The 22948-nt window shown below is 60.6% G+C and carries 27 protein-coding genes; 20 read left to right on the plus strand and 7 right to left on the minus strand.

The features are described 5' to 3' along the window. Positions 1-23 precede the first annotated feature (23 nt). From Q0844_RS20620 to tcuA, 3 genes are read left to right on the plus strand one after another with little or no spacing between them, the layout of a single operon-like run. Positions 24-263 (plus strand): hypothetical protein, encoded by a 240-nt coding sequence (locus Q0844_RS20620; protein ID WP_299049109.1) that lies wholly within the window; start codon positions 24-26, stop codon positions 261-263. After that, complete coding sequence (locus Q0844_RS20625; protein WP_299049111.1) at positions 260-1234, plus strand: D-2-hydroxyacid dehydrogenase family protein; 975 nt, start codon at positions 260-262, stop codon at positions 1232-1234. The genes Q0844_RS20620 and Q0844_RS20625 overlap by 4 nt, the downstream gene beginning before the upstream one ends. Beyond that, positions 1231-2697, plus strand: coding sequence for an FAD-dependent tricarballylate dehydrogenase TcuA (gene tcuA, locus Q0844_RS20630; RefSeq protein ID WP_299049113.1), 1467 nt, complete (start codon positions 1231-1233; stop codon positions 2695-2697). Before Q0844_RS20625 ends, tcuA begins: the two co-directional genes overlap by 4 nt. On the opposite strand, the gene Q0844_RS20635 is transcribed toward tcuA, so the two are convergent. Next, complete coding sequence (locus Q0844_RS20635) at positions 2694-3695, minus strand: LacI family DNA-binding transcriptional regulator (protein ID WP_299049115.1); 1002 nt, start codon at positions 3693-3695, stop codon at positions 2694-2696. The two genes, tcuA and Q0844_RS20635, sit on opposite strands and share 4 nt — an antisense overlap. A gap of 117 nt (positions 3696-3812) precedes the next feature. Between Q0844_RS20635 and Q0844_RS20640 the strand changes: the two genes are divergently transcribed. The 4 genes from Q0844_RS20640 to Q0844_RS20655 are packed head-to-tail and all read left to right on the plus strand — an operon-like array spanning position 3813 to position 9765. Next, complete coding sequence (locus tag Q0844_RS20640; RefSeq protein WP_299049117.1) at positions 3813-6137, plus strand: aminomethyltransferase family protein; 2325 nt, start codon at positions 3813-3815, stop codon at positions 6135-6137. Beyond that, the gene (locus Q0844_RS20645) at positions 6134-7192 is read left to right on the plus strand and encodes a betaine/proline/choline family ABC transporter ATP-binding protein (protein ID WP_299049120.1); all 1059 of its coding nucleotides are present in this window, start codon (positions 6134-6136) and stop codon (positions 7190-7192) included. Before Q0844_RS20640 ends, Q0844_RS20645 begins: the two co-directional genes overlap by 4 nt. 1 nt (position 7193) lies before the next feature. Beyond that, the gene (locus Q0844_RS20650) at positions 7194-8783 is read left to right on the plus strand and encodes an ABC transporter permease subunit (protein ID WP_299049123.1); all 1590 of its coding nucleotides are present in this window, start codon (positions 7194-7196) and stop codon (positions 8781-8783) included. 31 nt (positions 8784-8814) lie between these two features. Next, positions 8815-9765 (plus strand): glycine betaine ABC transporter substrate-binding protein, encoded by a 951-nt coding sequence (locus Q0844_RS20655; protein ID WP_299049125.1) that lies wholly within the window; start codon positions 8815-8817, stop codon positions 9763-9765. 227 nt (positions 9766-9992) lie between these two features. On the opposite strand, the gene Q0844_RS20660 is transcribed toward Q0844_RS20655, so the two are convergent. Further along, positions 9993-10520, minus strand: coding sequence for a Crp/Fnr family transcriptional regulator (locus tag Q0844_RS20660; RefSeq protein ID WP_299049127.1), 528 nt, complete (start codon positions 10518-10520; stop codon positions 9993-9995). A gap of 68 nt (positions 10521-10588) precedes the next feature. Here Q0844_RS20660 and Q0844_RS20665 point away from each other — a divergent pair, with 68 nt between their 5' ends. The 8 genes from Q0844_RS20665 (at position 10589) to Q0844_RS20700 (ending at position 15671) form a co-directional block, all read left to right on the plus strand. Next, entirely contained in the window at positions 10589-11176 is a 588-nt protein-coding gene (locus Q0844_RS20665; protein WP_299049131.1) for a hypothetical protein, read from the plus strand. 67 nt (positions 11177-11243) lie between these two features. Continuing rightward, a complete protein-coding gene (locus Q0844_RS20670) occupies positions 11244-11558 on the plus strand; it encodes a hypothetical protein (protein WP_299049132.1) in 315 nt (104 codons plus the stop codon). Between the two features lie 91 nt (positions 11559-11649). Then, positions 11650-12144 carry a DUF411 domain-containing protein gene (locus tag Q0844_RS20675; RefSeq protein ID WP_299049135.1) on the plus strand — a complete coding sequence of 165 codons (495 nt, stop codon included), beginning with the start codon at positions 11650-11652 and terminating at the stop codon, positions 12142-12144. Positions 12145-12152: 8 nt separating this feature from the next. Continuing rightward, complete coding sequence (locus tag Q0844_RS20680; protein ID WP_299049138.1) at positions 12153-12605, plus strand: cytochrome c; 453 nt, start codon at positions 12153-12155, stop codon at positions 12603-12605. Continuing rightward, the gene (locus Q0844_RS20685; protein ID WP_299049141.1) at positions 12602-12946 is read left to right on the plus strand and encodes a copper resistance CopC family protein; all 345 of its coding nucleotides are present in this window, start codon (positions 12602-12604) and stop codon (positions 12944-12946) included. The genes Q0844_RS20680 and Q0844_RS20685 overlap by 4 nt, the downstream gene beginning before the upstream one ends. A 3-nt stretch (positions 12947-12949) precedes the next feature. Further along, positions 12950-13828, plus strand: a complete 879-nt coding sequence (locus tag Q0844_RS20690; RefSeq protein ID WP_299049144.1) for a CopD family protein — start codon at positions 12950-12952, stop codon at positions 13826-13828. 86 nt (positions 13829-13914) lie between these two features. Next, positions 13915-15270, plus strand: a complete 1356-nt coding sequence (locus Q0844_RS20695; RefSeq protein ID WP_299049146.1) for a multicopper oxidase family protein — start codon at positions 13915-13917, stop codon at positions 15268-15270. A 56-nt stretch (positions 15271-15326) separates the two neighbouring features. Then, positions 15327-15671, plus strand: coding sequence for a hypothetical protein (locus tag Q0844_RS20700; RefSeq protein ID WP_299049149.1), 345 nt, complete (start codon positions 15327-15329; stop codon positions 15669-15671). A 6-nt stretch (positions 15672-15677) separates the two neighbouring features. Here the strand turns inward: Q0844_RS20700 and Q0844_RS20705 are convergent, their stop codons facing one another. Beyond that, complete coding sequence (locus Q0844_RS20705; protein WP_299049152.1) at positions 15678-15950, minus strand: metal-sensitive transcriptional regulator; 273 nt, start codon at positions 15948-15950, stop codon at positions 15678-15680. 176 nt (positions 15951-16126) lie between these two features. Here Q0844_RS20705 and Q0844_RS20710 point away from each other — a divergent pair, with 176 nt between their 5' ends. Both Q0844_RS20710 and Q0844_RS20715 read left to right on the plus strand, forming a co-directional pair. After that, positions 16127-16585 (plus strand): DUF305 domain-containing protein, encoded by a 459-nt coding sequence (locus Q0844_RS20710; RefSeq protein WP_366523048.1) that lies wholly within the window; start codon positions 16127-16129, stop codon positions 16583-16585. A gap of 17 nt (positions 16586-16602) precedes the next feature. Further along, positions 16603-17391 carry a MauE/DoxX family redox-associated membrane protein gene (locus Q0844_RS20715; RefSeq protein ID WP_299049158.1) on the plus strand — a complete coding sequence of 263 codons (789 nt, stop codon included), beginning with the start codon at positions 16603-16605 and terminating at the stop codon, positions 17389-17391. 21 nt (positions 17392-17412) lie between these two features. On the opposite strand, the gene Q0844_RS20720 is transcribed toward Q0844_RS20715, so the two are convergent. Continuing rightward, complete coding sequence (locus Q0844_RS20720; RefSeq protein ID WP_299049160.1) at positions 17413-17748, minus strand: hypothetical protein; 336 nt, start codon at positions 17746-17748, stop codon at positions 17413-17415. Between the two features lie 100 nt (positions 17749-17848). Between Q0844_RS20720 and Q0844_RS20725 the strand changes: the two genes are divergently transcribed. Genes Q0844_RS20725 through Q0844_RS20735 form a run of 3 tightly spaced genes read left to right on the plus strand, consistent with a single transcriptional unit; the run spans position 17849 to position 19500 of the window. Next, positions 17849-18100 carry a hypothetical protein gene (locus Q0844_RS20725; RefSeq protein WP_299049161.1) on the plus strand — a complete coding sequence of 84 codons (252 nt, stop codon included), beginning with the start codon at positions 17849-17851 and terminating at the stop codon, positions 18098-18100. Positions 18101-18157: 57 nt separating this feature from the next. Further along, on the plus strand, positions 18158-18874 hold the full coding sequence (locus Q0844_RS20730) for a HupE/UreJ family protein (RefSeq protein WP_299049164.1): 717 nt from the start codon (positions 18158-18160) through the stop codon (positions 18872-18874). Between the two features lie 11 nt (positions 18875-18885). Next, entirely contained in the window at positions 18886-19500 is a 615-nt protein-coding gene (locus tag Q0844_RS20735; RefSeq protein WP_299049167.1) for a transmembrane anchor protein, read from the plus strand. 351 nt (positions 19501-19851) lie between these two features. Here Q0844_RS20735 and Q0844_RS20740 read toward each other — a convergent pair whose 3' ends face one another. From Q0844_RS20740 to Q0844_RS20750, 3 genes are all read right to left on the minus strand, one after another. Next, a complete protein-coding gene (locus tag Q0844_RS20740) occupies positions 19852-21249 on the minus strand; it encodes a histidine kinase dimerization/phosphoacceptor domain -containing protein (RefSeq protein WP_299049170.1) in 1398 nt (465 codons plus the stop codon). A gap of 440 nt (positions 21250-21689) precedes the next feature. Continuing rightward, complete coding sequence (locus Q0844_RS20745; protein ID WP_299049173.1) at positions 21690-22313, minus strand: hypothetical protein; 624 nt, start codon at positions 22311-22313, stop codon at positions 21690-21692. Positions 22314-22476: 163 nt separating this feature from the next. Then, positions 22477-22884, minus strand: coding sequence for a hypothetical protein (locus Q0844_RS20750; RefSeq protein ID WP_299049176.1), 408 nt, complete (start codon positions 22882-22884; stop codon positions 22477-22479). Positions 22885-22948 lie beyond the last annotated feature (64 nt).

Raw genomic sequence — 22948 nt, forward strand, 5'->3', positions numbered from 1 at the left:
ATACATTCATCAGGAGACGAAACATGGCAGATACGTTCGAAGATTGTGTTCTGGCGGCGCGGGCTGAACTGTCCATCGCGCGGCAACTGTTGCAGGACGAGATTTCCAGCTACCCCAGCCCCATTGCCGGATGTGACGCACAGTTCAACCACCTACTGGCTGAACGACAGAAGGTGCTGGCGGCGATCCGGTCACTGGATGAGTTCGTGTTCGTGCCCACGCCCCGCTCGCCTACGCCACACGCAGGTGTCGAAAGTAGATGAAGGTTCACATCCTCGATGACTGGTTCGACACGTTGCGCGGCCTGCCGTGTTTCGCAAAACTGGACGCCCATGAGGTCACGGTCTGGACCGACCACGCACCCGACCCGGCGGCATTGGCGGCGCGCGTGCAAGAGGCTGACGCTCTCGTCCTCTTCCGCGAGCGCACCCGGATCACAGCTGACCTGCTCGACCGGCTGCCCCATCTCAAGCTGATCTCGCAACGCAGCGTCTATCCCCATATCGATGTAGACGCCTGCACGCGCACCGGCGTCCTGCTGTGTTCGAACATGCATTCGGGCACACCATCCTATGCGGCTGCGGAACATACGCTGGCCCTGATCCTTGCCAGCTACCGCCAAATCCCCGATCAGGTCGCATCCATCCGTGCAGGGCAATGGCAGTCCGGTGTGGGACGTACGCTTCGGGGCCGCACGCTTGGTCTTTACGGGTACGGGCGCATTGCACAGGCCGTGGCCGGTTATGCCAGGGCCCTGGGCATGACCGTGCAATGGTGGGCGTCAGACGATGGGCGCGCACGCGCCGCTGCGAATGGCGAACAGGTCGCGGCCTCCAGGCACAGCTTTTTTGCGACCTCCGATATCGTCAGCGTGCACGTCCGCCTCAAACCCGCCACGCGCGGCATCATCACCGCTGACGATTTGGCCGCCATGGCCCCGCGCAGCCTGTTTGTGAACACATCGCGATCCGGCCTTGTCGAAACCGGCGCATTGGAAACAGAGGTTGCGCAAAACCGCATCTTCGCCGCCATCGACGTGTTCGACACCGAACCGCTGACAGACCCGGCGCACCCCCTGCTTACCGCTCGGAACGTCTTGCCCACACCGCATCTCGGGTACGTCACGGAAGACGAATTCGATTTGCAATTTTCGGACATCTTCGACCAGATCAACGCCTATGCCGATGGTGCCCCGATCCACATGATCAACCCGGAAACCTGGACCACCCCATGACCAAAATCATCATCGCAGGCTCTGGCAACGCGGCCCTGTGCGCAGGCATCGCAGCGCTCGAAAAAGGGGCCGAGGTCCTGATGCTGGAAAAAGCCGATGCGGCCCTTGCCGGCGGCAACACCAAGTACACCGCCGGTGCGATGCGCTTTGCCTATGCCTCCGGTGCCGACCTGATGCCGCTTTTGCGCGATCCGCATGATCCGCGCCTGCCACACACGGATTTCGGCACCTACACAACGGAAAAATTCGGCGCCGATCTGCTGGGGTTCAACGATGGCCGCCCCCTCAGCCCGGAACAGGAGGCGCTGATTGATCAAAGCTATGAAACTTTGAAATGGCTGGGCAGCCACGATGTGAAGTTCGAGCCGATCTACGCGCGGCAAAGCTTTGAAAAGGATGGCAAGCACGTGTTCTGGGGAGGTCTGACACTCGCCGCAGAGAATGAAGGCGTCGGCCTTTTTGACCAGGAACTGACGGCGTTCCTCCGGCTGGGGGGCGCACTCCGCTACGATACCGCCGTTGTTGATCTGATCGCGGAGTCCGGGCGCGTCACCGGCGTGGTCACCGACAGCGGCGAACATATCGGTGCGGATGCGGTCATTCTGGCCTGCGGCGGGTTCGAAGCCAATCCTGACCTGCGCCAGCAGCATATTGGGCCGGATTGGGACAAGGCCAAGGTGCGCGGTACGCCGCACAACACCGGCGACGGCCTGGTGATGGCGCAGCGGTTGGGCGCACGGACATACGGGCTTTTTGGTGGCTGCCATGCAACGCCCATGGACCTGCACATGGCAGAGTACGGCAACCTCGACCTGCCGCCGGGCGAGCGCAAGAATTACCGCAAGATATGCTACTTTCTGGGCGTGATGCTGAATGCGGACGGTCACCGGTTTGTCGATGAAGGCATCAACTTCCGCAACTATACCTATGCGCAGTTCGGTGCCGCGATCATGGAACAACCCGGGCATTTCGCGTGGCAGATCTTTGACGCCAAGGTCTTTGACCTGCTCTATGGCGAATACCATTTCCACGACGCGCATTATGTCGAAGCGGACACGCTGGATGCGTTGATCCCAATGCTTGACGGGGTGGACCACGCCCAGGCCGCGCGCACCCTGGCAGACTACAACGCCGCCGTGGACACTGCCGTTGCGTTCGATCCCACCGTTCTGGACGGCAAGGGGACCCAAGGCCTTGCACTGGCGAAATCGAACTGGGCGCAAGTGCTGGACCAGGGCCCGTTTCGCGCCTACCCGGTCACGGGCGGGATCACCTTTACCTATGGCGGGCTCAAGGTGGACAACACCGGCGCCGTCCTCGATGACAGCGACGCCCCCATTTCGGGGCTTTACGCCTGCGGCGAACTGGTGGGGGGCGTGTTCTTCAATGGCTATCCGGGCGGGTCGGGCCTTACGTCCGGCGCGGTCTTCGGGCGTCGCGCCGGGTCCGGGGCAGCCTCTTAAGCCAGGCGCGCCACCGACCCGCGCACCAGGATCTGAGCAGGCAACAATTGGCTGTGCAAGGGCACGTCGCGCTCCAGGAACTCCACAATCTGCGCCGCAACCGCTTCGCCCATCCCGTTGGCAGGCAGATCGATCGTGGTCAGGGGCGGCACCACTTCGGTGGCCCAGTCCAGATTGTCGAACCCCATCACCGACATGTCGTCGGGGATGCGCTGTCCGGCCTCGGCCAATGCAAAATAGGCGCCCAGCGCCAACACGTCAGAGGAACACAGGCACGCGGTAAAGTCGCCGCCAGCGCGCAACATCCGCGCCACGCAGTCCTTGCCACCCGCAATGCTGACGGGGGCCTCGAAAAAGGCCAGCGTATCAAAGGCGTCACGCATGGCCTCGGCGCCCGCACGCCGCGCGCGTGTCCGGTCACTTTCGGTCAGGGGGCCATGAACCACCGCGACGCGGCGGTGACCACAGTCCCGCAGATGGCGCAACGCGTCGGCGGCAAGACCGGCATTGTCATACCCGATGGTGGGCGTCGCACTGTCCTGCGCCCACACGGACGTATAGACAAACGGCACCTGCCGCCGGCTCAGCAGGTCCAACAGGCTTTGCGCATGCACCATGCCGCTCAGCACAAACGCGTCGGCCCCCATCCCCAGCAACTTGCGCGCCGCAGCAAGCTCGCTGTCTTCGTCTGCATTCGAAATGGCGATGATCAGGGAATAGCCGTGCGCGCCCAGCGTCCGCTCGATCGCGGCGATAAACTTGGCAAAGACCGAATGCTCGATTGTGGGGATGATGGCGGCCACGGCCTTGCTGCGGCGTGTGGACAGGGCACGCGCCGCCGGATTGGGCAGATAGTCAAGCCGCGCACAGGCATCCAGCACCCGCTGCCGGGTCTTGTCACTGACCCGCGCATCCCCGTTCACCACGCGCGAGATGGTCGCGGTGGACAAGCCTGTTTCCCGTGCGACATCGCGGATACTGACGCCAATCCTGTTCACAAACAGCCCCCTGTCCCGACCGCGCCCTTGACCCAGGCGATTCGCGGGTGTTCAAATGTAACCGGTTACACAGCGCACCCGTCAAATGACGCGTGAACCACACAGGGATGATGCCACGTGCTGCAAAGAAGCGACAGCTTGCCGTCTCAGCGTGTGCGGTATCAGGGTCTCAAGACTGCGACGACCCTGCGCCGCGACATCCGCTATGGGGACATGGCACATGTCCGGGTGCGCGCCGGCACGATCCTGTCACTGACCAATGTGGACGGCGGGGGCGATGTCTGGCTGACAACCCTGACCGACACCGACAGGCAGTTTGACGTGACGGCCTTGGACGGGGCGGACAAGGGTGGGGAACGCCTGCCCTCATCCGGGTTCGACGCAGGTCCGTTGCAGGCGCTGGCGCGCGCGCGCGACACCGACCTGGCATCAGGGCGCGGCCTGCGCATCTTCGGCGCGGTGGATCATCCCGGCGACATGCATGTGGCCAAGGTGACCCGGGACGCTGACCTGTTCTGCATCCTGCCGGTGACCGACGGTTATCTGGGCCGCGGTGGCGGTGGTCGCGTGGGGCTGGCGATCCAGCCGCCCGCAGGTGCCGCGGACACCGCCCCCCTGCCCGACCCGCTGGGCAAGGTGGTGGACGAATGGCGGATCAGCCGCGGCACCGCGCGGGCCTACACGCTCAAGAAGGGCCAGTTTGTCCAGGTGCTCGATGTCGAGGGTCAGCAATGCTCGGACTTCATGGCAATGCGTGCCGATGCACTGGACCGGGGCGTCGAACGCTATATCGACAGCGCCGTGTCCCGCACGATGGCGCGGGGCGCTTACCCGCTGCCGGGCCTGCACGATAAATTCTTTGATCAAGACATGATGCCGCTTTTGTCGGTCCGGCAGGACACGGTGGGACGGCACGACACCTTTGCGCTGGCCTGCACCGCGCGCGGCTACGAAGAACGCGGTTTTCCGGGGCATATCAATTGCTCGGACAACATCAGCGACGCGTTCGAACCCTATGGCATCGGCACGCGCCGCGCCTGGCCTGCAATCAACTTCTTCTTCAACTCGTGGATCGACTGGCAGGATCACCACATCGGCGCGGACGAGGCATGGTCGCGTCCCGGTGACTATGTGGCGATGCAGGCGCTGACCGATCTGGTCTGCGTATCCACGGCCTGCCCGGATGATATCGATCCGATCAACGGTTGGAACCCGACGGACGTGCATGTCCGTATCTACGAAGCCGACAGCCGCATCCAACATGCCGTGGCGTGGCGATCAAACCCCGAGGATGCAGCGCAGATGACGATCCATTCCGCATTCCAGCCGCGGACTTCGAAGCTGACCAGCAATTACCAGGTGGCGCGCCATCTCTGGATGCCCACGCAGTACGACGCCACCGGGTCCATCGCGGAATATTGGGCGTGCAAGGGCGCGGCCACGCTGCAGGACATGTCGGGCCTGAAAAAATTCGACATCGTCGGCCCCGATGCCGAGGAACTGCTGCAACTCTGCCTCAGTCGCAACGTGGCAAAACTGTCGGTGCATCGCGGTCTGTATGCCCTGCTGTGCGATCAGCGCGGGTCGGTGCTGGATGACGGCACGCTCTTCCGGCTGGAAGACACGGCGTTCCGCTGGTGCTGCGGATCGGACAATTCCGCCCTGCACCTGCGCGAACAGGCCACGGCCCGAGGGTTGAATGCACGCATCATGTCGCATGGCGCCAAGATGCAGAACCTGGCGCTGCAAGGGCCCAGATCCCGGGATATCCTGCGTCAGATCGTGTTTACCCAGCCCACGCGCCCGGCGCTCGACAACCTGAAATGGTTCGGCTTCACCATTGCGCGGTTGCACGACCGCGACGGGCCGATGTTCATGCTGTGCCGCACCGGATTCACCGGCGAACTGGGGTACGAACTCTTTTGCGACAGCGCGGATGCCATTGCGATCTGGGACGCTTTGATCGAGGTGGGAACGCCCATGGGGCTGGTGCCAATGGGCAGCGATGCCCTTGACATGCTGCGGATCGAGGCGGGTTTGATGGTCGCCGGGGCCGAATTCGGACCGGATGCGGACGCGTTTGAATCAGGCCTTGGATTTGCCGTCGATCTGAAAAAACCCGACTTCATCGGGCGCAGCGCGCTGGAACGCAATGCCGCCGCGCCGCGCCGCACGCTGGTCGGGCTGCATATGGCCGGAAACGAGGCGCCCGCGCACGGTGACGGCATCTTTGTCGGGCGCGAACAGGTCGGCATCATTACCAGCGCCTGCCATTCGCCGGCCTTGGGTCATGCCATCGGCATGGGCCGGATCGCCATCGAAAATGCCACCCCCGGCGCTGAACTGGAAGTGGGCAAGCTTGACGGCCACATGAAGCGCCTTGGCGCCGTTCTGGTCGACCTTCCCTTCCTGGACCCCAAACGAGAGAAGGCACGCGCGTGACCGAAAACACCAAAGAAGGGGTGGTCGTCACCCGCAACGTCTGGAAAATCTTTGGCAGCCGCGCCGACGAAGCGATGGCGGCCGTGCGCCGGGACAACCTGACCAAGGCCGAAGTACTGGAGGAATTCGGCGCCGTGGTCGGGGTCAAGGATGTGTCGATCTCCGTCGGTGAGGGTGAGATTTTCTGCATCATGGGCCTGTCGGGGTCGGGCAAGTCCACGCTGGTGCGCCACATCAACCGGCTGATCGAACCCACTGGGGGCGAAATCCTGATCAACGGCGTCGACGTGAACGGGCTGAACGCCGAAGACCTGCGGATGCTGCGGGCGGACAAGATCGGGATGGTGTTCCAGAACATGGCCCTGTTGCCGCATCGCACGGTGCGGGACAACGTTGCCCTGTCGCTGGAACTGCGCAACATCGATGCCTACACCCGCGCGCAGGTGGCGGACCGGGTGATCGAACTGGTCAGCCTGCAGGGCTATGGCGACAGAAAGCCCAGCGAATTGTCCGGCGGCATGCAGCAGCGCGTGGGCCTCGCGCGGGCAATGGCTGCGGATCCTGACATTCTTCTGATGGACGAACCGTTCTCGGCCCTCGATCCGCTGATCCGGCGCGGCCTGCAGGACGAATTCCTTGAACTGTCCAAGACGATGAAAAAGACCACGCTGTTCATCACCCACGATCTGGACGAAGCGATCCGCATGGGCAGCCGCATTGCCATCATGAAGGATGGCGAAATCGTGCAGACCGGCACACCCGAGGACATCGTCACCAACCCGGCGGACGCCTATGTGGCCGACTTCGTGGCCGGGATATCCAAGCTGAAGCTGCTTTATGCCCACACGGTGATGGAGCCGATAGAGGCATACGAGGCGCGCAAAGGCCCCATCCCGCAGGCCGACGCGCCCGTGGCGCAACCCGATGACGACCTCGACAAGCTGATCGCACTCAGTATCGACCAGGACCATCCCGTCCTGATCAAGGATGACGGCAATGTCGTGGGTGTCGTGTCCAAGGATGCAATCCTGCATGGCGTACAGGGGGAAGCATAAGATGACCGATACCACACCCGACCAGATGGGCAGCGCGCCGACCGCGGCCGCAACAGATGAAACCAAACCCTTTGCCGATTTCGCCGACAAGTCCGGTGGCTATTTTGCGCACACCTTTCTGGCGATCCAGAAGGCAAACCTGCCAGGCACGCACATCAACTGGATGGCCGCCATTGCCGGGTTCCCATGGGCCGCGATCCGGGCCAACAAACTGCTGTTCTGGATCGGCTTCCTGATCGATCTGGTGGCGGCCGTATACCTCATGCAGGTATGGAAATTCTCGCGCGCGGCCGATCAGGCCGTCGTGGATGGCAAGGACTTTCTGGTGACACGGTATGAAGACTGGACCGTGTCCAGCCTCTGGGCGGCGCTGATCATCTTTGTCCTCGGGCGCATCCTTTATGGGTGGCTCGCGGATCGCATCTATTTCCGGCAATACAACACATGGCGGGTGGATCACTCCAAACCGTCCGGCCGGGACCTCAGGCGGCTGGTCTGGGCCACCGTCATCGTGGCGATGATCGCGCCGCTGATGCTGTACCGCGCCGCGCAATTCCCGCCCGAAGAACGGACCTGCATCAAACAGGCCCGGGCCATCGCGGATGGCGAAGAGGTCGGGTTCAAGGACCGCTTCGACTGTCTGATCATCGGGGAATTCCCGACCGTGGTCTGGCTCGACCGCCGGGACGAGGTGACATATCCACGCGACGATGACGGCAACCGCTTTGTCCGGCGCGAGGCACCGCGCGAAGGGCTGCCACCGGTCAACCTGAACAAGTACACCGCCCAGCTGATCGACGACGGGATCGGGTACCTCACGGCCTTCTACGGCTTTTTCTTCGACGGGATCACGGCGTTCCTGCGGTCCATGCTGTCCGCCATCACGGCGGTGTTCGTGGGCACACCCTGGATCATCGCCATGGGGGCAATCCTTGCGATCAGCTACGCGATGGCAGGCACCCGCATAACCATATTCGTGGCGGCCTCACTGGCCTATCTCGCACTTTTCGGCTTCTGGCAAACGGCGATGGACACCATGAGCCTCGTTGTCGCGGCGTCCATCATTTGCGTGGTCTTCGGGCTGCCGCTGGGCATCTGGGTCGGCAAATCCAAACGCGGTCAGGCGATCATCACGCCGATCCTCGACATCATGCAGACGATCCCCTCCTTCGTGTACCTGCTGCCTGCGGTGGCCTTCTTCTCGATCGGCAAGCCACCGGGCATCCTGGCCACTGTCATCTTTGCAATGCCACCCATGGTGCGGCTGACGGCGCTGGGGATCCGGCACGTGCCGGAAAACACCAAGGAGGCGGCCCTCGCCTTTGGCGCCAATCCACGGCAGCTGCTGACCAAGGTCGAACTGCCCCAGGCGCTGCCCTCGATCATGGCCGGGGTCAACCAGGTGGTGATGATGGCGCTGTCGATGGTCGTGGTTGCGGCGCTAATCGGCGCCGGTGGCATGGGCTTTATCGTGACCGAGGCGCTGGCCAACACGCGCACGGGCGCTGGCATTCTGGCAGGCATCGGCATCGCGCTTCTGGCGATGATGATCGATCGGGTCGTCCAGAAAACCAACACAATGAAACACTGATCCAAAAATGAGTTCAAAAAGGGAGACACAAATGAAACTCATGACAACCCTCACGGCGGCCGGGGCGCTTTCCATCGCCGCAATGGGCGCATCGGCACAGGAAAAGGTGGCGATCTCGGACCTGAACTGGACCGGCGCAAAGGCCATCGCACATGTGATCAAAACCGTGATCGAAGGGCCGCTGGGCTCCGAAGCGGAAATCATCGAAGGTCTGTCGGACCAGGCGATCATCGCCACCGGCATGGACAAGGGCGACGGCTCCGCCGACGTCTGGACCGACATGTGGATGCCGAACCAGCAGGGCCCGTGGGACCGCTTTATCGAGGACGCGGGCACCGTGGCCCACAACCAGCCCTATGCCGGCACGCAGCAGATGTATGTGCCCAGCTACATGGCCGACAAGATCAAGTCCTTCGAGGATCTGAAGGATCCGGCGATTGCCGCCATGTTCGACAAGGACGGCAACGGCAAGGGTGAATACTGGGCCGGGGACGCGTCGTGGAAATCCACGAAGATCTGGCAGGTCAAGATGAAATCCTATGGCCTGACCGAGCTGTGGGAGCCAGAGATCATCTCGGACGCCACGTTCAAGGCCCAGCTGAAATCGTCCTACGGCAACCAGAAACCGATCCTGTTTTACTACTGGACACCGGAATGGATCCACGCCGCCTATGACATCTCGCCCCTGGCCGAGCCCGAGCACACCGAAGGTTGCATGAACCTGCAACTGGATGGCGAAGACTGGCTGGAAGTCTCTGAGGCTGGCTGCAAGACCCCGGACGCGTCGATCTTCGTCAGCTACTCCAAGTCGCTGGAAGAGCGGAATCCGCCTGCGGCCAAGTTCCTGAGCCAGATCCAACTGGACCCCGCTGTCGTGAACGGCTGGATCCTGGCCATCGGCCGGGACGAGATGGACCCCCAGGACGTGGCCGAACAGTGGGTGGCCGAGAACATGGATATCGTGAACGGCTGGATCAACTAAGCCGCTTTATTGTCAACGAAGGCCGGCGCGAGGGGTACCCCGCGCCGGCTTTTTTGGGTTCTGAAGGTCAGTCTTGAAAATGCGGGCGTGCGCAGGACACGCAATTTGCAGAATATGCGCTGTCGTGTCGACAGCAGGCTTTCAAACGAAGTGCGGCGAATTAGGGTTTTGAGCCCATTTCTACCAATGCTGCAAGGTCAACAAATGGCCGCTTTCTGGTAGTAACTTCATGCGAAATTACGGTCTCGCATCGCCAACTCGCGATAAAGCGCCGGTGGTGACACGCCGATCTGTTCCGCGACCCTGATCCACTCGCCCTTCTCCGGCTCTCCGTGAAGGTCCAGCCATGCGTCTAGCCTGTCGGAGACGCGGCGCAGGCGCAGTATCTCGATGCGCGCGCGCTGTGCCTGGACCTCTCGGGCATGGGTTTCGACAAGGCTCAGAGCCGCGCTCGGTTCATTCCGCAACGCAATCAGAAAATCTTTGCGTGATGCGACTGCCACTTCGGCTGGCGTCCGTGCAACGGCGTAACAGTGATAGGTCTCTGCGAACAGGGACGCCTCGGCCAAGGCATCGCCTGCCTTGGCGATATGTAAGGTCAGTGAGGTTCCGTCTTTCATCGGGCGTTCCAGCGCGACCGCGCCTTTGCGCACCAGATACATGCGGCTGACCCGATCCTCCCGCCGGAACAGGGTCTCTCCTTGCTCAAGGGCACGCTGAGGCGCGTTGTCAAATATGCATTGCCAGCCTGACATGATAGAAATCATACGCGCTTTCAGGCGCATCCGGTAGGGTTTGATGGAGACCCCAGCGAGGAATGAGAATGCGATTAAAGGTGATCTTGTCCGCAACGGCCATTTTGGGCGGCGCAGCCATTGCATTGGCGCAGACAGTACACTCGGATCATGGTGAGGCGATGGATCACGCGGCACATGGCCAGGAAGGCAACGTTGGCAGCTTGACGCTGACCGAACCCGGTCAAGGCGCGTTCGCGGCGCTGTCCGAAGTTGTGCGTGTGCTGGAAGCCGATCCTGAAACCGATTGGTCTCGGGTCGATCTCGCGGGGCTGCGGGCGCATCTGGTCGATATGGACCGGCTCGTGTCGGATGCTGTCGCGACGGAAACGGACCTGCCGAACGGGTTGTCGATGATCGCGACCGGCGATGCGGAAACGATTGTGACGCTCCGGCGCATGGTTCCGGCCCATGCAGCACAGCTCGCACGGGATGATCGCTGGACAGTGGGCGCGGCGGAAGTTGAAAACGGTGTCGAGCTGCGCGTCACCAGTGATGATCCCGCCGTTGTTGCCCGGATCAAGGGGCTGGGCTTCTTCGGCCTGATGGCGAGCCAAGACCATCATCGCGAACATCATCTGATGATGGCACTCGGGGAAGATGCGCACGCGCATTGACACCCGCAATAGGATGAATCGCAGGTGTGACTTGCATAGGCCCGCATACCCCATATAGGTATGTGTTATGAGTTTGATCCGGCTTTCACTTGTTGTCATGGTCGCGCTGTCTGCTTCGGTCTCCGGAGCGATGGACGCGGGCCATGCAGCTGTCGTGGAGCATAGCCACGCGGCGACGGATGAAGCGGCCGAAGATCAGCCGGTCTGCTGTTCGGAAAGCTCTGAGCGCTCCCAGACCTGCCATGCGCTTCCCGCGCTGCTTCCCGGTGCAGGCCACCCTGACGACGCCCCCGCGACCTGCGAGGATGTCTGTATCGCCGCAAGCCTGCTGCTGACGGGCATCGAGCCGTTCGGTCCTCTCGACCCGCCCCGCGCGGCGTGATGCCTGCCGCGTCCCCCGTGTCGCGGTCTCTCCGTTGCAATCACACCAGAACGGGCTCTGCCCGTCCTTATTCCTGTCGAGAGGAAAAGACATGAAATTTATCAAGACATTATTCGCCTTCACCCCCGCCGTAGCACTTTCGCTTGGTCTCGCCTCATTCGGCGCAGTAGGGATGGCCCATGCCGACAACCATTTCGGCATGAGCGATCATGGCACGATGCACGTGACCAAAAGCCCGACCTGCGGCTGCTGCGGTGCCTGGGTCGCGCTGGCCCGCGAGGAAGGCTACGATATCGATGTCACGGACACCCGCGATGTGACGACCGTGAAGTTGGACAACGATGTGCCCGACACGATGTGGTCGTGCCATACCGCGATGATCGACGGCTATGTGGTCGAAGGTCATGTGCCGTTCGCGGCACTTGCGAAACTGCTGGAAGAACGGCCCGAGATTGACGGGATCGCGGTCCCCGGAATGCCCGGCGGCTCCCCTGGCATGGGGGATGATCCGACCGCGCGGTATGACGTGCTGGCCTTCGGCGGCGAGGCCGGTGAGGGCGAGATCTTCTATCAGGCCGGCCTGTGAACCGGACCGTGGCGCTCGGTTTGGGGGCAGCGGTTCTTGCGGGAGCCGCTGCCCTCGCCTTCGGGTGGGGCACCTCGGCACCGGCCCGAACCGTGCTGACGCCTTCGGACCCAGGCGTGGTTGCCATCGGGCAGGAGGTTTACACCGAGAACTGCGCCTCCTGCCATGGTGCGAACCTCGAAGGTCAGCCCAACTGGCGCATCCCCGGTGCTGACGGGCGGCTCCCTGCGCCGCCGCATGATGAAACCGGGCATACGTGGCACCATGACGGCGACACGCTGTTCCGGCTTACGAAATACGGAACCGGCGCTCTGATCGGTGATCCCGACTATCAATCCAATATGCCCATCTATGAAGGAGTTCTGACGGACGACGAGATCATCGCTGTCCTCAGCTATATCAAATCGACCTGGCCGCAGGAAATCCGCGAACGCCACGACGAAATGGAGAACAGACAATGAAGCAGATAATTCTGGCCCTCGCGGTCATACTGGCAACCGCGGCAGCCGCGCTGGCCCATTCGAAGGCCGAAGACACGACACCGGCGAACGAGGCAACTGTCGAGACGGTCGAGGTTATCGAGCTGCGCTTCGATGATCCGATGCGCGTCACTGCGATCAGCCTCACGGGGCCGGACGGCGATCTGGAAATCACCCGCGAGACCGGCCTCGATCCAGTGACGGAGTTTCGGGCCATGCCGCCCGCAACTATGCCCGCCGGGGAATACACTGTGGATTGGCGTGGCCTGTCGTCTGACGGCCACCCGATGCAGGGCAGCTTCGACTTCACGGTCGCCGACTGACCGATGGACGGACTGGCCCCCATAGACGCTTGGGCGGTGCTGGCGATCCTCGCGAAAACCGCCGGATATGCGGCGGCGCTGGTCGCGATGGGCGGGCCACTGTTCATCGCGACGTTCCGGTTCGCACCGCATAACGTGCTGCGTCTTGCCCGGCAACTCGCCGTAGCGGCGGCTCTTCTCGGTCTTGCGGTACTGGCGCTCCGCTTCGGCATTCGGTCTGCCCGTATTTCCGGCATGGGGTTAGAAGGAGCGGTCGATCCCATGATGCTCGGTCTTATCTGGGACAGCCCGCTCGGCACAGCGGCGCTCTGGCGCGGGGTGGGCGAATTGCTGATCCTCGCGGTGCTGATCGAGGGGACCATCGGTCTGGCAGTCAGTCTTTCAGGCGTATTTCTGGTGGCAGTGTCCTACACGCTGGTGGGCCACTCCCTGGGCGATCCGCGTTGGCTTCTCGCGGTGCTTGTTGGTGTGCATCTGCTGGCCGGGGCCTTCTGGATCGGCGCTCTCGCACCCTTGCATCGCGCGGCGGGACTGACCGGCGGCACGGTCCTGCTGCACCGCTTCGGCATCATTGCCAGCGGAACAGTGGCGGTTCTCATTCTCGCTGGCCTGACCTTCGCCTGGCTGATAATCGGCTCGTTCGGCGGTTTGTTCGGGACCGCTTATGGCTGGACGCTGATTGCCAAAATCGTCGTCGTCACCGGGCTTTTGGGGCTGGCCGCAAATAACAAGCTCCGGCTCGTGCCGGCTCTCGCCTCCGGCGATCCGACGGCTTCCACTAACCTGCGCCGCTCGATCCGTATAGAAATCATCGCTGTCGCCCTGATCCTGCTGGCGACGGCCACTCTAACCTCGATCACCACGCCCCCGGTGAACCTGTGACTGGAAAACCGAAGATGACACATATCTCACGACGCGCGTTTCTGACCGGCGCTGCTGCTCTTAGCGGAACGGCCTTTCTCCCTCGAATGATATTGGCCGATGCTGTTTTGCCGGTCCTGCGGGCCGCACCGTCGACGGCGCAGCTTGCGCCTACCGGATACCCGGCCACGCCGGTCTGGGCCTACGCGACAGAGGGTGCGGGCATCATCCCCGGTCCGGAAATCCGCGTCACGGCCGGTGAGCGCATCCGGCACCGGCTAATCAACGATCTGCCGCAGCCGACTGCCGTTCACTGGCACGGTATCCGCATTGAAAATGCGATGGACGGGGCGGCACCGCTGACGCAGGCTCCGGTGCCGCCGGGTGAGGGTTTCGACTATGACTTCGTGGCTCCCGATCCCGGCACCTACTGGTATCATTCCCACGACCGGGGATTTGAACAAGTGGCAAGAGGGCTGGCCGGTCCGCTGATTGTGGAGGACCGGGAGCAGTGGCTTGGTGAGCCGGGCGCTGCGAGCCGCGAACTGACGCTGGTTCTCGATGACTGGTTGCTCGATGCGGACGCCGCGATTGTCGAAGACAGGTGGGATGATCTTCATGCCGCTGCCCATGGCGGGCGGATGGGCAACACGGTCACAGTAAACGGCAACGCCTATCCCGATCTGGACATGCGACCGGGCGAGCGCGTGCGGTTGCGGATCATCAACACCGCGACAGCGCGGGTCATGCCGCTGGCCCTTCCGGGCCTTGCACCTCGTGTTATTGCGCTGGACGGCCATCCCGTTCGGCCTCGCGAGGTTGAAACGATCCTGCTCGGACCGGCGCAGCGCATGGATGTGGTCATCGACATGCCTCTGGACCCGGATGTCCAGACTGCACTGCTTCTCGATCCCGGCAGTGGGGAATGGGTCGATGTCGCGGCTTTCGTTGCGACAGGTGAACCACTTGCACCTATTGGGGGTGAGGTGCGGCCGCTCCCCGCATGGAGCACCCTTCCGGCACCGGATTTGTCCGGCCCGCAGCGCGAGGTGCTGCTGATGGAAGGCGGGGCGATGCGGGGGATGCTCGAAACCCGATACCAGGGCGAGGTCATGGACTTCCGCGAGCTGGCATCGAACGGCATGGCATGGGCTTTCAACGGCGTGGCGCACGGGATGGATGCGCCGATGTTCCGCGCGGCGTTGGGCCGGACGGTGCATCTGGAAATGACCAACCGCTCCGTGTTTCCGCACGCCATTCATCTGCACGGCCATCATTTCGAGGTCCTGGCACGCAGCGGTGCCCTGAACACGCCGGGCGATGTCCGCGATACCGTTCTGATAGGCGCGGACGAAACGCTGGAAATTGCGTTCGTCGCGGACAATCCCGGGCGCTGGATGCTGCACTGCCACATGCTCTCGCATCAATCGTCGGGCATGATGGGCTGGTTCGAGGTCGCGTGACGTTCTGGCTTCCCCTTCTGGCCGGAGTTGGTCTCGGCTGTGCGACGGTGGCTCTCATGGCGATAAGCGGCGTGATGAACCAGCGCGGCACCTGGGTCACGGCCATGGTGGCTATCGCGTCCTTCTACGTGGTCTTCGCGATCCAGACCGGGGGATCCCTGGAAATCGTCGTCCACACCGGCCTTGCGGCGGGGTTCGTCGCTCTGGCGATCATCGGCGCGCGCACCTCGTCCTGGATCCTCGTCGCAGCTTTGCTGGGACACGGGGTATTCGACGTGTTTGCGGGATCGGTCATCGCCAATCCCGCGCCCGGTTGGTGGGGGCCGTTCTGCCTTGGGATCGACGTGGTGCTGGCCCTGGCGCTTGGCGCGATGCTTTGGCGCGGGCGGACGCTCGATTGAGAAAACCTAACGCGAAGCCTTCTGCAAGAGGCCGATAAGCTCGTCGAACTTGGCGCGCTGTTCTTCCGGGTCGCCGCTCGCGATCGCGGACTCGACACAGTGTTCGGCGTGGTTCTCCAGCACCAGCCTTTCGACCCCAAGCACCGCCGACCGGATCGCAGCCGTCTGCGCCAGGATGTCCATGCAGTAGCGGTCGGCCTCGACCATCTTGGCGACACCGCGCACCTGTCCTTCGAGCCGCGACAGGCGATCCAGCGTCTTTTCCTTGTTGGCCTTCATGCGGCGGCGCCCCTTTTTTTAACGGAACCTTTGGCTGACATTCTGGTTTTATACCCCATATGGGTATATCGAAAAGGCAGGCAATGGTGCATCGGGATAACACTAAATCTGTTTCACAAGAGACGCACCACGATAGCGAAACCGGCGAGGGCAACGGCTATGGCCGGTTCTTGGCGATGATCGCCACCTCGACCGTGGTGATGTATGGCCTGATGTATCTCAACACCTATGCCGTTGATCACATCTTCTTCTCTCAAACACGCATGTGGATGGCGCTCTATATGGGCGGGATGATGGCGATTATCATGCTCGCCTTCATGCTCGGCATGTATTCCAACCGGAAAACCAACATTGCGATTTTCGCTGGCGCGTTCATTGCCTTCGCGGTCGGCATTTACCTCGTCCGGTCGCAGGACACGGTGGGCGATGTGGCATGGATGAAGGCGATGATCCCGCACCACTCCATCGCGATCCTGACCAGCGAACGGGCGAACATCTCCGACCCGCGCGTTCGCGCGCTGGCCGATGCGATCATCGAGGCGCAGCGCAGCGAGATCGAGGAAATGAAACTCTACATCGCGGACATCGAAGCCAATGGGGATGCGCCCGCTGGCACGCCCCGCACCGAACCCTGAGACGAAGGAAACTCATCATGCCGAAGGACACCCGCGACGTCGCAGACGTAACGACCGATCCCGCAACTGCCGCGACCGGAAAGACCGCCGTTCTCTACCGCATGGCCCTGCCGAACCATCTGTGCCCGGCGGGCCAAAAGGCACGCTGGCTTCTGAAGTCCAAGGGCTATGATGTCGATGATCGCCTGTTCCGCGAACGCCCAGAGGTGGATGCATTCAAGGAAGAATACGACGTTCCCACAACACCGCAGGTGTGGATCGAAGGCGAGCGCGTCGGCGGATATGACGCCCTACGCCATAAGCTCGCCGATTACGATCCCGACGCGACGACATACACGCCGGTGATCTACCTCTTCGCCGTTGCCGCCGGAACGGCGCTCGCGCTGTCCATCGGCTTTCTCGGTATGATCTCGTGGCAGACGCTCGGTTGGTTCATCTCCGTCTCGATGATCCTGCTGGGGATGCAAAAACTCCGCGACATCGAGGGCTTCACAACGATGTTCCTCAACTACGACCTGCTTGCACGCAAATGGGTGCCCTATGCCTATGTCTATCCTTGGGTCGAGACGGGGGCAGGTATCCTGATGACTGGTATGCTGCTGACCCCTCTAGCCGCCCCGGCTGCGCTGTTTATCGCCACAGTAGGTGCAGTCAGCGTGTTCAAGGCCGTCTATATCGACAAGCGAGAATTGAAATGCGCCTGCGTCGGTGGCAACTCGAACGTGCCGCTCGGCTTCGTGAGCCTGACTGAAAACCTGATGATGATGGGTATGGCCATTGTCATGTTGGTGTTGGCGGTTGTGTGAAGCTCATTCGATGAAAATAGACTAACTGCCTGAAGCGTGTTCAGAGGCGTGCCAGAGACAGGTTTTAGCAATGAGCGGACGTTCAATCGCCAAATCCGTAGGTCGGGTTTGTCCGCACCTAACCAGTTGATGCCCGACGCAACGAAGGACAGTCATCTTAGAGCCGCCATTCGTCCATCCCGCGGCGAAGGTGGCGGTAGAGCCCATAGTGCTGAATGCTGCAAGATGATCGAGTGTCCGCTCTTGGTGATGTCGTAGCAACAATTCGCCGTCGACATGCAACGACTTGTTCAGCGGCGCATCTGCTTGTACTTTCACGCCAAAAGCGGTTTGGAGCGCGACGGGCAGTGAACTCATGGACCACGCGAACGACATTGTCAGACGACTATTTGCTGTGCTGACTTGTTTAGCATTGGTTGTCTGGTCTGTCGCGCCGTCTTTTGCTCATGCGCCGAACGTGTTTGAGACCATTCAGGACCATTTGGAGATGGTGGCGGATCACGGGCATTCACATGGGTTCGAAGAGGACCTCTACTGGGCGATGCACGGGCACAGCCACGAGGTTTCGGATCACGACCACAATCAGGCCTTTCTGACGATCAACCGAGGATCAGTGCCATCTTCCAAGTTCGGCAAGACGTGGTTGCGGATCGCGTCCAGCGACGGCCCCTCCCGGCAGTTTCGAATAGACCGGCCTCCGCGAGGGTGATCGGCGCGGCTTACGCTGCACAGAACCGATCATTCTCAATACAAGCGGAGTTTAACCATGAAGACCCTCATTGAGGGCGCCTCGCGTATGCCTATGCGTCTCGCGCCTCTCGTTCTATCCTTGCTTGCCGTCACATCAAGCACAGCCCTTGCCCATGACGTCACTCCGGGTGATGCAGGCTATATCCAAGAGATTTGGGGCGTGCATATCATCCCCTTCATATACCTTGGTGCCAAGCACATGATCACGGGATATGATCATATCCTGTTCCTCCTGGGCGTCGTGTTCTTCCTTTATCACATGAAGGACGTGGCGATTTACGTCAGTCTTTTCGCCATCGGGCATTCGATCACGATGCTTCTGGGCGTGTGGTTCGGTTGGGGCATCAACGCCCATATCATCGATGCGATCATCGGCTTGTCGGTCGTCTACAAGGCTGTCGATAACCTTGGCCTGTTCCAAAAGTGGCTAGGATTCCAACCAAACACGAAGTGGGCAACGCTGATCTTTGGCCTGTTCCACGGCAAGGGTTTGGCCACCAAAATCCTAGAATATGAAATCTCGGAAGACGGCCTCTTGGCCAACCTTCTTGCTTTCAACGTCGGGGTCGAAGTCGGCCAGCTTCTGGCGCTCTTCGTCATTCTGATCGTCATGGGATACTGGCGGCGCAGCCCGAATTTCATGACCCAAGCCACCTACGCCAACTGGATCATGGTCGTTCTCGGTATCATGCTGACCTATGTTCAGGTTGCAGGGTACTTGGCCAGCACATAAGGAACAAGAACATGCACAATGCAACAAAACCTAAGCTCGAAGACCTGCCCACCAAGGCACAGCTTCGTCGGTCGTCCTTCATTGCGGGCATCGGCGCCGTCTTTATTGGCGTCGCTGTCTACATGCCTGCCGAACTGGGCCAAGACCCGACGGGTGTCGGCGCGCTTCTGGGCCTGACCGAAATGGGCGAGATCAAGCAGCAGCTGAAGGCAGAGGCGGAAGCCGATGCCGAACTGCATGGCGGTGATACGTCTTCGTCACTGATGAACGACCTCCTTGGGTTGTTCGTGTCGGCGGCCCACGCGCAAGAGGCATGGCAGGACACGATTGCGTTCACGCTGGAACCCGGTGAGTTCACCGAAATCAAAGCCACGATGGAGGAAGGCGCGACGCTTTTCTATTCATGGACGTCGGAAGGGGGGCGGATCAACTTCGACCTTCACGCCCATGCGGGCGGCGAGAATGTGACGTATGAAAAAGGGCGCGGGAAGACCGAAGGCGACGGCAGTTTCGAAACGCCCTTTGCAGGGGATCACGGCTGGTTCTGGCGCAACCGCGACGACGAAGCCGTGACCGTCACCCTGCAAATACGCGGTGACTACAGCGCCATCGTTCGGGACGAGTAACAGTCGGTCCGGCGCACACCGAACTGGGAGTGCGCCGGACGATGCCGGCATTGGTGACAATGCAGCGAAAGGTCGCCTTGTCCCGCGATGGTTGAGTTCGATCATCTGCAGATTTCGCACTCGCGGCGAATGGCAGGTAAGTGGGCTGCTACTGCAGCATCTGGCGATCGCGCTGAGAGTCCGGTATGGGCCGTCTGCAGCGCCAAACCAGCCAGATCGTCCACTGATGCCGCGCCGTATCCGATGGCCGCGAAGAGCCCAGACTCACCAATGCTGCGATGCGATCGAATGGCCGCCTTTGAAGCGTGAGCCACTTGTAAAAAAGCAGATGCTGTATCTGCTGACGTCGGATCAGACCGGCATCATCAGCGTGTGTCGCGTCCCTGTTTGATCACTCTCAACCGCGACTGTGCCGCCGAGTTGGGTCGCAAAGGCATCAATCAGTTTTTGTCCGAGGCCGGAGTCTACCCGCGCGTCAGGATCAATACCAGGGCCGTCATCCGCGATTTCGAGGGTCATTTTTTCAGGTTCGTTCCGGAGGATGACGGACAATACTCCTTCCGACCGACCGTTATATGCATATTTCAGGCTGTTGGTGATCAACTCGTTCACTACAAGTCCCAGAGGAACGGCAACCCGCGTCGAGAGAGGCAGGTCAGCGATGTCGAGGCTGATAGTCAAGCCCTTCGCCCGACCTGACGATGCGATCAGATCTTCGGTCAGCGCAGACAGATAATCGCGCGTTCCAACTGTATCGACAGAACCCGCTCTCGACAGCGTCTTGTAAAGGCTTCCCACCGCGTCCACGCGCGCGCGCATCCGCGCAAAAGCTGCCTTGCATTCATCATCGCTGAGATTGCGGGCCTCCATCGAGATGATGCTGCCAATCATCGTCAAGCTGTTCATGACGCGGTGGTTGAGCTCCTCCAGCAGGCGACCCGCCTGTTCAAGTGCAGCCTCGCGTTCTGCCTCCAGCCGCCGTCTCTCGGTGATATCCTGTATCGCCAGGAGAAGCATGTGCGTCGCGTTTCCTTCACGATACACCTTGCGGGCGTTGAGCAGCATGGTCCTCTCACCGATTTCCAGAAAACCGTGCTGCACTTCGAAATCTTCGACCACATTGTTCTGCGGAACCACGTTGGTCAGCAGATCAAGAAGCGTGGGGATGGACCATTGACCATTGCCAAGCTTGTCGATGCTTCTACCCACCGTCTCTTGCTCATTTACCTGAAACGACCGGTAGAAGGCCCGGTTGGCACTGATGATCGAGAGTTGTTCATCGAGGACAAGCAAGGGCTCCCTGATCGTCTCCACGATACCTGTCGAAAGAAGGCGCTCCCGTTCCAGTTTTGCCGCCGCATCTGCTTCAGCCGTTACGTCTTCGATGGCAAGGAGAATACGCCGCGATCCGTTTCCGGGGCGCACGGTCTTGCGCGCGTTCAGACGCATCACCCGGCGACCAATATGCTCGAAGTGATGGTCGATCTCTACGTCTTCAACTGTGTTGGCATCCTCGACCATCCGGTCAAGCTCGCGTGTCAGGGACGGGATATCCCATTGCCCATTGCCAAGCGCGTCAAGCCGCACACCTACCGTCTCGTCGCGGTTGACCTCAAACGTTTTGAGAAAGCGATCATTTGCGTATTCGACGACGAGGTCGTCGGTCAGCACCAAGAGGCTTTCTCTCAGGCTGGCAACAATTTCGGCAGGATCAATCTCACGCAACATATCGAGGTTGATGTCTGGCACTCCGGATCGGTGAGAATGAACCGGCCCACCCGTGAAAAAGATATCTTTCTGACTGGAAAAAGTCAATGAACCTGCCGTTTTGCTAAGCATCGAGCAAAAAACCGAGGCTCCACAATCTTGTCCGCGTATTGCACGGATTAAATCGAGAAACGCACGCAGGGCCCGCCTGCTTCGAGGTCTTTACTGCGCGCACGACCTCTTTGGTACTTTACAGCGAAGTGACACTTTCCCTACGCCGTCTGAAGGAGCACGTTTACGACTAGGAAAATCGTAGCCGACATTCGCAATTTCTCAGCGAAAGAGCGCTTCGTCCGCACCTAACCAGTTGATGCCCGACGCAGCGAAGGACAGTCATCTTAGAGCCGCCATTCGTCCATCCCGCGGCGAAGGTGGCGGGAGAGCCCAAAGTTCCGTCTTTCTGCAGCGCAACGAATGTCAACTTACGCACGAGACCAATTCTCTTTCGCTTCATCAATGTAAGCGTCGAACGTGTCTGTGATCCACAAAAGCCCGTCTCGCGGTATTGGCCAGTCGGTCATTCGGCGTGGATATGCCAAATCAAGGGCTTTAGTTGACCACTCAAGATAGCCAAGGCGTTTCTCAGTAAAGCCAGCCGCTAGGAACAACTCTAAGATACGTTTGAGGGTTGCAGGGTGCCCGAGCCGTCCGTTTTGACGATAAACTCTGAATACCGCCAAAAATGCCTGTCCCAGGTGAGAAAAGTTGGTTAGCGGCAAATTGGGCTCCTTGCTGAGTTCGAACTGTGCGCTTGAAGTCAATAGCTTACACTCATCTGAATGCACTTCGGATTGGACTGCGAAGCCACAAGTTATGAGTGTACCGCTGGCCGATTGGTATGCGCGAAGGTGACCATCTAGAAGCATCGCTCCGTTGGGCACGACGCCATCTGGCGGGAGCTTCACCTCGGCAAAACGCTTCTCGAAGTCAAATCCGTTCCTGGCCGAATATAGAACCTGTGCATGATATCGACAGAGTTGAACCATCAGTTCGCATTCGGGTTGGGTCCAGGTCTCTGGCACGTAGAGTTTTTGTTGGTTTTCCATGTCAGGCGGATACCACTATAAAGCAGACATCAGAGCAAGTGAGTCCGATTTCCGCAATGTCCGCTTCTTGCCAATTTGCAACCTATCCAATGAAGGTCAGCTATGGCTGTTGCGACTTTAACAGGTTCGACTATCCCGTGTTGATCGCGCGCGGTTCCGTGCTTCACGCGCCGCCAACGACAAAAAACGCATCCTCGGTCTTGCCCCAGTGGATCAGCAGGTCGCTGCATGTCTTTTGATCTAGTCTGCCCAAGTCCAAAAGCGCGATATCCGCGGACAAGGCGACCATCGTGCGATAGACGTCCAGCAGCTGTGTTTGTTCGGAAAGGGACCCCGAAAGCCATTCCCCTTCAAGGACCGCCGCTATCGAGGACAGTGCAAGGGTCAGGTGTTGCACGGGCGCCAGCGGATGGTCCCGGCATGCGCGGACAACGGCGGTTCTTGCCAAAACCTGCTCAGCCACAACACGTTCTGCGAGGTTCTCCTCCAGAGCATCCCAATAATCCGTACTCATAACAATCTGACGAATATTCCCAACAATTCCCTGCCGTAGGGTATTGCTCGCAAGCAATCAAATCAGAAATGGTGAATTCAATTACAGGTTGCCGAATTCAAGCAATACCTGACTGATTTGA

The organism is uncultured Tateyamaria sp. (assembly GCF_947503465.1).
GTDB lineage: Bacteria > Pseudomonadota > Alphaproteobacteria > Rhodobacterales > Rhodobacteraceae > Tateyamaria.